Source organism: Cellulomonas sp. WB94 (assembly GCF_003115775.1).
Lineage (GTDB): Bacteria > Actinomycetota > Actinomycetes > Actinomycetales > Cellulomonadaceae > Cellulomonas_A.
In genome coordinates this window covers 230,451-243,932 of record NZ_QEES01000005.1, presented here as the reverse complement: position 1 = coordinate 243,932, position 13,482 = coordinate 230,451, and the positions used below count along the sequence as shown (strand labels likewise).

Here is a 13,482-nt window from a genome sequence, read left to right as displayed (position 1 = left end):
CGAGGTGCTTCAGACCCCGTCGAGCACCCGGTCGGGCCGCCGCAGCGGTCCCGTCTCGTGGTAGCGGTTCACAGGACCGCAACGGCTGCCGATCGCGGGGTGCCGGCTCGGAGCGACGCGGTCGGGGCGATCGTCCGGACGTGCTCTGCCGGCCCTGGACGGCCGAGCAGGTAGCCCTGCACGAGGAGGCAGCCGGCGTCGCGCAACGCCTCGAGCTGGTCGACCGTCTCGACCCCTTCCGCGATCACCTCGATGCCCAGCTCGTGCGCGAGCGCCAGGACACCCTTGACGAGCGCCAGCGCCCGGGGGTCGGGCAGCTCCATGGTGAAGCTGCGATCGATCTTGATCTGGTCGACCGGAAGGGTCTGCAACCAGGACAGCGTCGAGAATCCGGTCCCGAAGTCGTCGAGCGAGATGCGCACACCCAGCTGACGCAGCTCGATGAGCCGTTCGACGACGCCCGGGAGGTCGACCAGGGACCTGCTCTCGATGATCTCGAGGACGAGCCGGTCCGGGGCGAGCCGGTTGTGGCTGAGCGCCGCGCGGACGGTCGGGAGCAGACGCGGATCGACGAGGGTGGCACTCGCGAGGTTGACCGCGACCTGCAGCGACGCGGGGGCCGGGTGCCGGGCCGCGAGCGCCGCGCAGGCGGCGCCCACCACCCACAGGTCGATCTCGGTGACGAGGCCGGTGTCCTCGGCGAGCGGAAGGAAGGCTGCCGGCGCGAGGAGACCGAGCCGCGGGTGCTGCCAGCGGACGAGCGCCTCGCAGCCGACGATGACCGGTGCGGCTGCGACGGAGACGTCGACGACCGGCTGGAAGTGCAGGCGCAGCTCGCCGCGGGCCACGCCGATCCGCAGCTCTGCCTGGAGGGACGGGCCGGGTGCCGTGCGCGGCGCCTCGGTCGCGAGCGCGACCTGGTTGCGACCGCGCTTCTTCGCCTCGTACATCGCGCGGTCGGACGCCGCCAGCAGCCGCCCGCCGTGGCCATCCGGACCCGGGTGCACGGCGACGCCGACGCTCGTGGTGATGCGCAGCTCGCGCCCCTCGATCCGGAACGGCACGTCGAGGCTGTCGACCATCCGCCGCGCCAGGACCGCTGCGGCGCCGCCACCCTCGCAGTCGTCGACCACGACGGCGAACTCGTCGCCGCCCAGCCGCGCGATGACGTTCTGGGCTCCGACCGCGTCGCGCAGCCGCTCGGCGACCTGCCGCAGCAGCTCGTCGCCCGCACCGTGGCCGAGGTCGTCGTTGACGTGCTTGAAGTTGTCGAGGTCGCAGAACAGTATCGCTGTCGTGCGGCGCTCGTCTGCGGCCTGCAGCGTCGCGTCGAGGCTCTGCGCGAACATCACCCGGTTGGGCAGTCCCGTCAGGGAGTCGTGGAGCGCCTGGCGACGGACCGTGCTGAGCAGTCGGGCGTTCTGCAGGGCTGCGGCTGCCTGCTCGCTCACGCCCCCGATCCGGTCGAGCGCGGTCTGCTGCACCTCCGCCCCGACGTCCGGGTCCCAGGCCGCCGCGGCGACGCCCAGCAGCGCATCGCCCGCCAGCAGCGGCACGACGACGGCGCTCGGTGTCCCGGCGGCCGCCAGCAGGGCGGCGAGCACCGGGCTCGCCTCGCTCGCGCAGAGCACGGTCGGGCTGTGGTGCGTGAGCATCTCGACGAGCTCGGGTGTCTCGTCGGCACGGATCCGGGTCGCCAGGAGGAGGGCCCGCCTGGCCGGATCCCGGTCGGACACCGCGGCGACCTCGAGCGCACCGAGGTCGGGGTCCCACAGCAGCACGGTGGCGGCCCGGCACCCGACGATCCGCGGCAGCGCGTTCGCGACGACCACAGCGACGGCGACCGCGTCGTTCGAGGAGGCGAGCTCGTGCGCGAGCGTGAGCAGCGCCGTCGCGCGGCTCTCCTCCAGCCGGCTGTCCTCCAGGGCGATCAGGAGGTCGAGGGCGGCAGCCGCGTGGTGCGCGTACGCCTCGAGCAGCGACCGGTCGCCCTCCATCGGCCGGTACCCCGGGGCGTAGACCGCGGCGAGCCTGCCGTGCACGTGGCGGGTCGACGCGACGTCTGCCACGACGGCTGCGTCGCCCAGGTCGTCGCCGCGCAGCAGCCGTCCGGTGAGATCGGCGGCGGCCTCGGGGTCGAGACCCTGGTGCCGGACGACCGGCTCGCTGCTGTCCGTCCCGAAGACCACGAGCAGGTAGGACGGCGCGAGGATGGCCGCCGCGGCACGGCCGACGATCCGGTCGAGCACCTGGTCGATGTCGTTGCTGCTCACCAGGTCGGCGGCGGCCTGCTGGAACTCCTCCAGCTGGGCGTGCAGCGCGGCGACGGCGATCCGGTCCGCCCGGCGCCTGCCGACGACCGAGTACCACCGGCGCAGCCGGGTCCAGGCCACCCGGTAGACGCATGCGGGGTACCCGTCCGACGCACACTCGTGGTGCTCGACGTGCGCCCGCGGCAGGCCGAACATGCAGGGCACGGCCGCGAAGAGGCCCTGCGCGTACTCGCAGTCCAACCGGGACGGCGTGAAGCCGGCGTGCAGCGTGTACCGGATCGTCGCCGAGGTCTCGGTGCACTCGACGGCGTCCATGGTCGACGTCGATGTGAACTTCGGCACCGTGAGCGGCAGCTGGCGGTAGACCTCACGGGGCGAGCCGAACGCCCGCAGCAACGGCACGATCGCCGGATGGACTCCGTGCTTCAGCCCGGTCGCGCCGATCTCGAACGCCGTGCGGGGATCCCCCAGGACGGCGGTCGCGGCCTCGAACAGGCGGAGCCGCGTGGCGTAGCTGACCCACGTGGAGGTGTCCTGGAGCGAGTCCACGGAGTACGGCACGTCAGCGAGCGCGAGCGTCGCGGCGACGGCCCTGTCCCCACCCTGGTCACGGACGTAGCGCAGCAGCAGGTTCGTCGTCGCGCCCGACGTCTCGCGCGGTTCGGTGCTGTCGGAGGCCACACGTCCCTATCGGCTGCGCGGCTCGCAGGCTGAGGGGATCGCCGTGGCTACCGTTCGTCGGGTCGCGAACCGAACCAGCCGGTCGGCAGTGTGGTCACACGGGCCCCTCGAGTGCGGGGAGCGCGGCCAGCACAGCCGCGCGGGCGTCGCCGTCGGCGTCGAAGGATGTGCGGATCCTCATGGTGCCCAGCATCCGGGACATCGGCGGTCCCATGTGGCCGGTGACGACCGCCTCGACGTGGTTGTCGATGAGGAAGCGGGCGATGCGCGCGTGGTGGGACCCTTCGGTCCCCTCGTCGTGGGCGGTGTCCCAGCCGACCTCGACGTCGCGCCAGTCGGTGATCGTGCCGTCGGACGTGGTGGCGAGCGCGACGCGGTGCGCACGACCCCAGCCGCCGCCCGCGCGGCCGTCCTCGGACACGGTGATGCAGACGATCATGATGGTTCCCTCCGTGGCTGGCGGCGTGGTCACGCCCGGGGCCGACTGTACGTCGGGCGGGAGAGGATGGTGCAGTGCGGCACCCGTCGGCGTCGCGCGCGCTGCTCGTCCGCCACCACCGTCAGGGAGCCAACCGCCCGTGCGCAGCATCGTCCGGATCCTGTTCGTCGCGCGCGAGCTGTGGCCCTACTACGCAGCCATCGTCGTGTGCTCGCTGGCGGTGGCGGTCACCGGGCTGCTGACCCCGTTCATCATCAAGTCCGCCACCGACTACGTCGTCGCCGCGCACGCCGGGCAGGTCTCGGGGATCTCGACGGTCCTCTGGCTGGCCGCCGCGCTGCTCGCCGCCGACCTGGCGAACACGGTGCTCACGAACATCGGCGGCTACCTCGGCGACACGATGGCGTCGAGGCTCCGTGCGCGGCTGTCCGGCACGTACTTCGCCAAGCTCCTCTCGCTGCCGCAGCGGTACTTCGACAACGAGCTCACCGGGACGGTGATCAACCGGCTCTCGCGGTCCATCACGGAGACCACGGGCTTCCTCAACATGTTCGCCAACTCGTTCTTCCAGATGGTCCTGACCGTGGCCGCTGTGCTCGCGATCACCGCGTTCTACTCCTGGCCCCTGGCTCTGCTGCTCGCGGTGATCTACCCGGTCTTCGCCTGGCTCACGACGATCACGAGCGCGCGCTGGCAGGTGCTGGAGGGGGAGAAGAACCGCACGTTCGACGTGGCGGGCGGCCGTTTCGCGGAGGTCGTCGGGCAGATCCGCGTGGTCAAGAGCTTCGTCCAGGAGCGGCGCGAGCTGACCAGCTTCAACGACCACTACGACCGGACGATCCAGACGACGCGGCGGCAGTCGCGGTACTGGCACACGATGGACGTCTCCCGGCGGGGTGCCCTGAACCTGATCTTCTTCGCGGTGTTCGCGATCATCTTCGTCCAGACCGTCCGGGGCGCCTTCACGATCGGGGCGATGGTCCTGCTGATCCAGCTCGTGAACATGGCCCGCCAGCCGGTGTTCTCCATGAGCTTCCTGGTGGACTCCTCGCAGCGGGCCGTCGCGGGGAGCCGCGACTACTTCGCGGTCATGGAGGAGCTGGCCGAGGCCGAGGTGCTGCCCATGGTCCAGGCGCACCCGCCGGCGCACGGTCACAAGCCGGCCGCGATCGAGTTCGACCACGTCGACTTCGGCTACCAGGGCGGCGAGGTCGTGCTGAGCGGTGTGAGCTTCGCGGTCCGCCGAGGCGAGCACGTCGCCTTCGTCGGCGAGAGCGGTGGCGGCAAGACGACGCTGGTCAGCCTCCTGCTGCGGCTGTACACACCGACGGCGGGCACGATCCGGATCGGGGGGACCGACGTCCGGTCGCTCGCCCTGCAGGACCTGCGGGCGGACATCGGGGTCGTCTTCCAGGACCCGTCGTTGTTCTCCGGGACCATCCGGGAGAACATCGCCTACGCGCGCCCGGACGCCTCGGACGACGACGTCGTGGCCTCGTCGCGGTCCGCCAACGCACACGAGTTCATCGCGCGGTTCGCCCAGGGCTACGACTCCCAGATCGGCGAGCGGGGCATCAAGCTCTCCGGTGGTCAGAAGCAGCGGATCGCCGTGGCCCGCGCGATCCTCAAGGACGCGCCCATCCTGATCCTCGACGAGGCGACGAGCTCGTTGGACTCCAAGTCGGAGCGGCTGGTCCAGGAGGGCCTCGACCACCTGATGGCCGGCCGGACGACGCTGATCATCGCCCACCGGCTCTCGACGATCTCGTCCGTCGACCGCATCATCACCCTCAAGGACGGGCACGTCGACGAGATCGGGACGCCTGCTGAGCTGGCCGCGACGGGCGGCATCTACGCCGAGCTGCTGGCCCTGCAGGCGTCGGCCTCCAAGAAGGATCGCCGGCGCCTCCAGGAGTTCGACATCCGCGCGTAGGCGGAGGAGGGTCCGAGACGGCACGTCAGCGCTCGAGCGTCGTCGACCCGGTCAGGCCTCGAAGATGCGGCGCAGCGCACCCCAGCGTTCGGCGCGGCAGTACACGGGGACGACGTCGCGCGGGACGTCGCGCTGCGTGACCTGCGCCCCGGCGTGCGTCGTACCGGTCCAGACGTCGACCCAGGTGCCCGCGGGCAGGTAGGTCGACCAGGTGGCCGCTCCCGGGCTCGTCACAGGGTTGACGAGGAGGTCGTCCCCGAGCAGGAACTGACCGGGGTGGTCCCAGACCGCGGCGTCGTCGGGGTGGTCGAAGAACAGCCCGCGCATCAGCGGCCGGCTCGTCGCGACGGCAGCCGCGGCCTGCTCGGACAGGTAGGGAACCAGGCGTTCGCGCAGCTCGGCGTACCGCCGGAACGTGTCGACGACGCCGGGGTCACCGTTCGTCTCCGCGACGAACCAGGGCGTGCGGTCGCGCAGCGGTCGGCGGTGGTGGTTGAACTCGGAGTGGTACTGCATGATCGGCATGAAGGTCGCGGCCGCGGTCGCGCGCAGGTAGAGCTCGGAGTCCGGGACCGGCCCGGAGAACCCGGCGAGGTCCCAGCCCCAGTAGACGATCCCGCACGCCGCCGCGGTGATGCCGGCTGTGACCGAGTGGGCGAACGCCTCCCAGGTGGAGTCCTCGTCGCCTGCCCAGAAGATGCCGTGCGCCTGCGACCCCGTGAACCCGGCACGCGAGAAGGTCACCGGGGCCTTGCCGCACGAGCGCAGCAGGTCGCCGAAGGTCCGCGCGTAGTGCACCGGGTAGAGGTTGTTGCCCTCGTCGCCGCGTCGACCGTCGCCGTAGCGCAGGTCATGACCCCACGCGTGCTCGCCGCCATCGGTCTTGAACCCGTCGACGTCCAGGTCCTCGACGAGGTAGCGCCGCTTGGCCGTCCACCAGTCCCGGCTGCGCGGGGTCGTCAGGTCGGCGAGCAGGGCCTGCGGGAACCACCAGCCCCGGTTGTGGTACGGCGAGCCGTCGGCCTCGAGCACGGCGTGACCCCCGTCGACCATGGCGCGGGCGTCGGCGAGCACCTGGCTGTCCTGCCCGACGCCGGGGCCCAGGTCGAACTCGGTCTTCTGCAGCGGGATCTGCCACAGGATGACCTTGATCCCTCGCTCGTGGAGCTCGTCGATCATGGCCTTGGGGTCGGGCCACGCGCCGTCCGGCGGGTAGGTGAAGTCGGCCGCCTGGTGCGCGGCCCCGTCGAGGTTCACGTCGTACCGCGCGTCGCGGAAGATCGTGATCCCCTCCTCGTCGCTCCATGCCTCGATGACGACCGCGCCGACCGGGATCTCGAGGTCGCGGTGGGAGTCCATGCGGGCCGTCACGATCTGCTGCGTGTTCCACTCGTTGCCGGAGGCCCAGAGCCGGAACACCCACTCCGGCAACAGCTCGGCGCGGCCGACCTCGTCGCCGAACGCGTGCAGGACCTCGTGCGGGGCGCCGTGGTAGACGGCCACGTCGAGGGTCTCGTCGGCAGCCCCCTCGAGCGCGGCCTCGACGACCAGCTGGTCGGGGTCGGACGCGCCGACGTCGAACCAGGTGCGGCGCGCCGTGCGGACGTGCAGCCCCCACCCCGGCTCGCCGGACTCGTCGATGACGTGCGCGAACGGCATCGGCAGGTAGGTGCGCCCGTGCCGGCCCTGGGACTTGTACTGCTCGAACACGACGGCGTCCAGGCGCCGACCCCGCTGGTCGACCGCATCGAACCGCTCGCCGAAGCCGACGACGTGCTCGGTCGGCTCGAGCCGCAGCGCGAAGCGGACCCGGTGGACGCCGTCGGCATCGCGCAGCCACCGGACCGACCCGGGGACGAGGCGAGGGTGGTCGGTCACGAGGCCGGTCTCGGGCTCCGTCGAGCGGGTCGCCGCCCGGTCCGTCAACGTCAGGCGGCCGCCGTCGGCCACCCACACGCCGGCCGAGACCTCGAACCACGGGGTCATCTCGTCCTGCGGGTCGCCGGCGCCGGCTTCTGCGGGCGTCTGTGCGACGAACCGGTACCGGTAGCGCACGCCGGCCTCGAGGGCCGGGCTCTCGACCTCCCAGCCGCCCGCGGAGGTCAGCTGTGCCGCCTGGGCACCGGCGAGGTGACCGTCACCTCCCGCGAGCGCCGCGGCGTCGGTGGCGTCCGGATCGACGGTGCCGAGCTGGAGGGTGGTCGCGGGCTCGCCGACGCGCTGCCACTCGCACGTGACCGCCGAGACGTCGGGCCGGCAGACCACACCGAGGTGCACCGACTGCCCGGCCTCGGGACGCACGGGACGGCGCTGGTCGGCGGACGTCGCGTAGGGGTGCTCGATGCCGAACGGCCGGTGGAGCACGGCGGGCTCGTTGGCGTGCGAGGTCGTGCTGGTCATGAGGCGTCACCGTTCGGGAGCAGGCCGAGCTCGTCGGCGAGGATCAGGTACATGCCGTGCGACCACAGGAGCGGGCTCGCGACGGGACCCCAGCGCGCCAGCCACTCGGCGCGGTGCTCGGGGTGCAGCAGGTGGTCAGCGACCTGCTCGGGCATGTCGCCGCCGGGCAGGAAGTGGTCGGCGGCCCACACCAGAGAGCGCAGGGCGCCCTCGCGATCGCCGGCGGCGGCACGGTTCCACCCGAGGAGGCAGGACAGGAGGAGCCACTGGCCTCCGCCGTAGAACACGTCGGCGGCGAACCGGTGCACTCCGCCCTCGACCTCGAGATCGCGGGCGATCGTCTCGAGGGTGGCCGTTGCGAGCGCATCGGTGGGCTCGAGCAGGCCGAACGGGACGACGCATGCGGCCAGTGACCCGTCGACGTCGGCCGAGCCGAGCCACTTCGCCAGGTGGGGCGTGCCGTCGTCCCCGGTCGTCGTGCCGGCGTGCAGGACGACGTCGCGCGCCGCTGCGGCGGCCGTCAGGGCGCGCGACTGCCGTGCGGCCTCAAGCGTGCCGGTCGTGGCGACTGCCCGCAGCCCCCCGTAGATCGCACCGAGCGTCGACACGTGCCGCTGCTCGACGTGCTCCTCCCACCAGTCGTAGCAGGGCCGGTCCCAGAAGGTCGTGAGGTAGTCCACGGCGACGTCGATCCCGGCCTGCCAGGGCTCGAGCGAGAGCCCGTGGCGTCGGGCGTGCTCGACGACCGACCACAGCCACGTCCCGTAGCCGTCCGTCTGAAAGTCCCACCAGGGGTCCGACCCGACGCCCCCGTCGAACGTGAAGCGGGTGGGCAGCATCCGGTCGAGAGCCACGTCCTCGCCGCGGGCAGCCGCTGCCCGGAGGTCGGCGACCTGGTCTGCTCGCCCCGCCAGCACTCCCGCCGCCCACGTGTGGAAGTGGCCGGCGGAGGCGACGTCCCCGTAGCGCGAGACGCCCTCCGCGGTGAAGGCCCCGTCGCGCAGCCACGCATAGCCTCGATAGGCGGAGAACGTCGGAGACGCCGGGTACGCCCCGCCCGCGTCCTGGTGCCGGGTGATCACCTCGTGGCTGGCGCGGGCGAGGTCCACCAGCCGCGGCGCATCGACGGCGGGAAGCTGGGCGGGGGAGTTCTCGGTCATGTCGGGGTGTCCTGGGGAGTCGGTGCCGGCGAGGTCCGAGCCGGCTGTCGTGACAGTGGTCACCTGTGCTGGGTCCGGGCCGGTGCTGCCGTGGCCCGGACCCAGCAAGGAGGATCAGCCCAGGAGTGCGTCCACCCTGGTCTGGGCGTCCGTGAGCGCCTGCTCGACGCTCTTCCGGCCCGCTGCGGCGTTGCCGAGCTCCTCGGTGACGACGTCCTGCATCTCCTGCTGGGACTCGATCACCGGGGGCAGGACGACCGCGTCGAGCGAGTCGAACACGGCCTGCCGGTTGGCGGGAGGCGTGATGTCGAGATAGGCGCCGAGCTTGGACTCGTCGACCGGCGGAAGCTCCCAGGCGGTCTTCAGCCTGGTGGCGACGGTCGTGTCAGAGGCGGTCAGGAACTCGATCCACTTCTGGGCCGCCTCCTGGTGCTTGCTGGCTGCCGAGACGACGACCCCGTTGGTGAACATCGCCGAGGCCTTCTGCGTGTTGCCCGGTTCGACGGCGACGTCCCAGCTGAGGTCGGAGGCCTCGCTCAGCCCGCTGAACATCCAGATGCCCGAGTGCCACATCGCGAGCTTGCCCTGCTTGAACAGGTTCGTGTCGAAGTCGGGGGTGCCGGCCCCGTCTGCCTCGGTGGGCATGCTCGCCCCGGACTTCGCGACCAGCCACGTGGCCGCCTCGATGCCCTGCGGCGACGCGAACGTCGCCTTGGTCTTGTCCGCGTTGAAGAACTCACCGCCGGACTGCGCGAGGGTCTTGTAGAACTCGTGGAACGACACCGGCTGGTAGTCGCCCCACACCCCGGCGGCCTTGTCCGTCAGGGCCACGGCTGCCTTCTTCTCGTCCGCCCAGGTCCAGCTGGAGGTCGGCGTGGCGATGCCGGCGGCGTCGAACAGTGCCTTGTTGTAGAAGAGCACGACGTTCGAGAACGACTCCGGGAGGCCGTACTGCACCTTGTCGTTCGTGAACGCGGTGAGCAGGGACTCCTTGTAGGTGCTCGGGTCGACACCCTTGAGCTCGGCGAGGGTCCCGTTGGCCGCGTACGTGACGAAGTTCTCGTAGTTGAGCTCGAACGCGTCCGACGCGGTGCCACCGGCGACGGCCGTCTGCAGCTTCGTGAAGTAGTCGGCGTACGGGATCGTCTCGACCTGGACGGTGATGCCGGTGTTCGCGGCCTCGAACGCGGCCACGATCGCGGCGAGGTCGGCCTCGTGGCCGTCGTTCGCCGAGAAGTTCATGTAGCGAACCGTTGTCGGCCCGGCCGACGTGGAGTCGGCGGCCGCGTCGGAACGCGTCGCGGAGCCCTGAGCGCAGGCCGTGAGGGTCAGCGCGAGGGCGACCCCCGAGACGAGGGCGGCCACCATCCGCGGACGGCGGGAGGTCGTGCTGCGGTGCATTGTTCGTCCTTTCCTGGCGGGCGGCATCGTTACCGCCCGGTGTGGGCCTGGGATGTCTGGTGCGGACGCGGTGCGCGCGAGCGCTACTTGAGGCCGGTGTGCGCCATGCCCGCGATGATGTATTTCTGCGCGAACAGGTAGACGACGGCGATCGGCAGGATGGACACGACCGAGCCGGCCATGACCACGTTCCACTGGGTGGTGAACTGCCCCTGGAGCGTGGACAGCCCCAGCGGCAGGGTCATGAGCTCCGGGGAGCGGATGGCGACGAGTGGCCACAGGAAGCTGTTCCAGCTGCCCATGAACGCGAAGACGGCGAGCGTCGCGAGGGCGGGCCGGATGAGGGGCAGCACGATGGAGGTGAAGATGCGCAGGTGACCGGCACCGTCGATGGTGGCCGCCTCGTCGAGCTCGCGGGGAACGCCCTCGACGGCCTGCTTGAGCAGGAAGATGCCGAATGCGGCGGCGATCGACGGCGCGAGGAGGGCGAAGTAGGTGTCCTGCACGTGGAGCTTGGTCATCTCGATGAACAACGGCACGACGAGCACCTGCAGCGGGACCATCAGGGTCGCCAGGTACAGCCCGAAGAGCACGTTCTTGCCGCGGAACTCCAGACGGCCGAAGGCGTAGGCAGCCATCGACCCGGTGATCATCTGGAGCACGGTGGAGGCGATCGCGATCCCGAAGGAGTTCGCCACGATCCGCCACATGGGCATCGAGGCGAACAGCGTCGTGTACGCCTCGAGGGTGGGGTTGTCGACGACGAGGGTCGGGCCGCCGGCGAGCGTCCCGTCGGGTGTGATCGAGGTGATGACCGTCCACAGGAACGGGAACAGCATCGCGACCGCCCCGACGACGACCCCGACGTACAGCGCGACGCGGGCCGGCCGCAGGGTCCGCCGCCGTGGCGCGCGGGTGGCCGACGTCACCGCGGCGATCGCCCGTGCGGGTGCACGGTCCGTGATCTCACGCATGGGTCACCCACCTCCTCTGCCCGCGCAGCTGGAGCGCGGTGATGGCCAGGATCAGGATGAACAGCAGCCAGGACAGCGCGGAGGCCTCACCGGCCCGTCCGTAGCGGAACGTCAGGTCGTAGATCTGGCCGACGACGACCTGGCTCGAGCCCGCCGGGCCGCCGCCGGTCATGACGTAGACCTGGTCGAACACCTGGAAGCCGTTGATCAGCGAGATCACCAGGACGAAGAACGTCGAGGGGGACAGCAGCGGAAGGGTGATCCGGCGGAAGCGTTGCCAGGCGTTGGCACCGTCGATCCGCGCGGCTTCCTGGACGTCCGCGGGGATCGCCTGCAGCCCGGCGAGCAGGATGACCATGACGAAGCCGAGGTCCTTCCAGGCCGAGGCGACGATGACCGAGGGCATCGCCCACGTCGGGTCCGTCCACCACCCCGGCTGGGGGAGGTGGAAGACCGCCAGCACCTGGTTCACGAGCCCGTTCTTGGGGTTCAGCAGCCACTGCCACACCAGCGCGACCACGACCCAGCTCGTCACCACCGGCAGGAAGTACGCCGCACGGAAGAACGAGCGGCCGCGAAATGCCTGGTTGAGCGCCATCGCGAGCACGAGCCCGCCCACGTAGACGAGCGGCAGGTACCCCGCGATGTACAGCAGGGTGTGGCCGAACACCCGCCGCGTGCCCGGATCGCTCAGCAGCTTCGTGTAGTTGTCCAGCCCGACGAACTCCATCGCCGAGATCAGGTTCCACTTGTGCAGGCTGATCCACGCGGAGGTGACCATCGGGATCAACGTGAAGGCCACGAGGGGCACCGCGCTCGGCAGGAGGAAGAAGAGCACCCATGCGGTGTTCTTCCATCCACGGCTGCGACCCGCGCGGGACGCGGCCGTGCGGCGGGGCGCCAGAGCCGTCGGGGTGGCTGCGCCCGGCGCGGTGAGGACCGCGGACGTCGGCACGGGCTGCGCGGCGGTCATCGGGGTGCCCCGGCGGCGATGGCGGGACCGCCGGCCTGCAGGCGGTCGCGCACGAGCTGACCCTGGTCGCCGGCGGCTCCGGCGGAGTCGAACGGCGTGGCGAGCACGAGCGCCGCGGCGCCCAGCGCCCACTTGTCCTCGGCCCACGGCTCGACGATGAACGGCAGGCCACGCCGCGCGGGCATCAGGTGGCTGCGCAGGGACTGCTCGAAGCCGAGCTCCCAGTGCGGCCAGGCGTCGATGCCCTCGCCCAGGAGCACGACGACCTCCGGGTCGACCGTGTGCACGACACCGGCCAGGGCCCGTCCGAGGACCGCGCCGGCCTCGCGGTAGATCCCCTGCGCGGCCGGGTTGCCGAGTCCAGCGGCGACCTTGAGCCCGTCGAGAGTGCCGCGCGGTCCGATCACCCCGGCTTCGAGCGCCTGGCGGACCAGGGCGTCGTCGCCGATGTGCGCCTCGAGGCAGCCGCGCGAGCCGCAGCCGCACAGCGGACCGTCGACACTCATGGGGATGTGGCCGATCTCGCCCGCCCCTCCCGACGCGCCGCGGTAGATCGCACCGTCGACGACGATCCCGCAGCCGATCCCGCGTCCGATCGTCACGACCAGGTAGGAGCTGTAGTCGCGTCCCGTGCCGTAGAGGCGCTCGGCAACGGCGAGGGCGTTCACGTCGTTCTCGACGAGCACCGGCACGCCCAGCATCGTGCGGAGCACGGCGCCCACATGGGCGTCCGCCCAGCCGAGCGTCGGCGCGTTGACGACTCCCGAGGCCTGGGTGTCGACCGCGCCGGGGATCCCCACCCCGACGCCGAGCAGGTGGCCGGGGTGGTCGTCGACCGCTGAGCCCAGGATGTGCCCGAGGACGTCCAGGGCGTTCGGCGCGTCCGGGTCGAACCGGTGAGACGTCGAGCTGCGCACCGTGCCGTCGACGTCGACGTCGACGATCGCGACATGGTCGGCCGTCACCTTGGCGCCGATCGCGCCACCCGCGGAGCGGACGAGCCCCAGGAGTCGTCCGGGGCGTCCACCCTGCGACGGTGCGGTGTCGAGCTCGGCGACGAGGCCGCGAGCGATGAGGGCCTTGGTCAGCTGCGTGATGGTGGCCGGGCTGACGTCGAGCGCGCGGGCGACGTCGGCACGGGAGGTCGGCCCGCGCGTGCCGAGCAGCGCGAGCACCGCCGAGGGGACGAGGTCCCCGCGAGCAGTGGGACGGGACGTGCCAGCCATGGAACACCTTCGTTCAGTGGTT

The 13,482-nt window shown here is 71.5% G+C and carries 9 protein-coding genes; 1 reads left to right on the top strand and 8 read right to left on the bottom strand.

The features are described 5' to 3' along the window. Positions 1–68: 68 nt before the first annotated feature. Both DDP54_RS16545 and DDP54_RS16540 read right to left on the bottom strand, forming a co-directional pair. Positions 69–2,954: an EAL domain-containing protein gene (locus DDP54_RS16545; RefSeq protein WP_158274564.1), complete on the bottom strand. Its 2,886-nt coding sequence runs from the start codon at positions 2,952–2,954 to the stop codon at positions 69–71. Positions 2,955–3,048: 94 nt separating this feature from the next. Continuing rightward, entirely contained in the window at positions 3,049–3,393 is a 345-nt protein-coding gene (locus DDP54_RS16540; RefSeq protein WP_109133083.1) for a NifB/NifX family molybdenum-iron cluster-binding protein, read from the bottom strand. Positions 3,394–3,532: 139 nt separating this feature from the next. On the opposite strand from DDP54_RS16540, the gene DDP54_RS16535 reads away from it, so the two are divergent. Then, entirely contained in the window at positions 3,533–5,326 is a 1,794-nt protein-coding gene (locus DDP54_RS16535; protein ID WP_242448543.1) for an ABC transporter ATP-binding protein, read from the top strand. A 51-nt stretch (positions 5,327–5,377) separates the two neighbouring features. On the opposite strand, the gene DDP54_RS16530 is transcribed toward DDP54_RS16535, so the two are convergent. From DDP54_RS16530 to DDP54_RS16505, 6 genes are all read right to left on the bottom strand, one after another. Next, complete coding sequence (locus DDP54_RS16530) at positions 5,378–7,726, bottom strand: TIM-barrel domain-containing protein (RefSeq protein ID WP_109133081.1); 2,349 nt, start codon at positions 7,724–7,726, stop codon at positions 5,378–5,380. Further along, entirely contained in the window at positions 7,723–8,949 is a 1,227-nt protein-coding gene (locus DDP54_RS16525; RefSeq protein ID WP_242448542.1) for a glycoside hydrolase family 15 protein, read from the bottom strand. Before DDP54_RS16525 ends, DDP54_RS16530 begins: the two co-directional genes overlap by 4 nt. 51 nt (positions 8,950–9,000) lie before the next feature. Beyond that, on the bottom strand, positions 9,001–10,287 hold the full coding sequence (locus tag DDP54_RS16520) for a sugar ABC transporter substrate-binding protein (protein WP_242448541.1): 1,287 nt from the start codon (positions 10,285–10,287) through the stop codon (positions 9,001–9,003). Positions 10,288–10,370: 83 nt separating this feature from the next. After that, the gene (locus tag DDP54_RS16515) at positions 10,371–11,126 is read right to left on the bottom strand and encodes a carbohydrate ABC transporter permease (protein ID WP_242448559.1); all 756 of its coding nucleotides are present in this window, start codon (positions 11,124–11,126) and stop codon (positions 10,371–10,373) included. A gap of 127 nt (positions 11,127–11,253) precedes the next feature. Beyond that, on the bottom strand, positions 11,254–12,234 hold the full coding sequence (locus DDP54_RS16510) for a sugar ABC transporter permease (protein ID WP_109133078.1): 981 nt from the start codon (positions 12,232–12,234) through the stop codon (positions 11,254–11,256). Next, a complete protein-coding gene (locus DDP54_RS16505) occupies positions 12,231–13,460 on the bottom strand; it encodes an ROK family transcriptional regulator (RefSeq protein ID WP_109133077.1) in 1,230 nt (409 codons plus the stop codon). Before DDP54_RS16505 ends, DDP54_RS16510 begins: the two co-directional genes overlap by 4 nt. Between the last annotated feature and the right edge of the window lie 22 nt (positions 13,461–13,482).

Coding starts and splice junctions, on each gene's coding strand:
- DDP54_RS16540 (WP_109133083.1), bottom strand. CDS start 3,393: ATGATCGTCTGCATCACCGTGTCCGAGGACGGCCGCGCGGGCGGCGGC.
- DDP54_RS16530 (WP_109133081.1), bottom strand. CDS start 7,726: ATGACCAGCACGACCTCGCACGCCAACGAGCCCGCCGTGCTCCACCGG.
- DDP54_RS16520 (WP_242448541.1), bottom strand. CDS start 10,287: ATGCACCGCAGCACGACCTCCCGCCGTCCGCGGATGGTGGCCGCCCTC.
- DDP54_RS16515 (WP_242448559.1), bottom strand. CDS start 11,126: ATGCTGTTCCCGTTCCTGTGGACGGTCATCACCTCGATCACACCCGAC.
- DDP54_RS16510 (WP_109133078.1), bottom strand. CDS start 12,234: ATGACCGCCGCGCAGCCCGTGCCGACGTCCGCGGTCCTCACCGCGCCG.
- DDP54_RS16505 (WP_109133077.1), bottom strand. CDS start 13,460: ATGGCTGGCACGTCCCGTCCCACTGCTCGCGGGGACCTCGTCCCCTCG.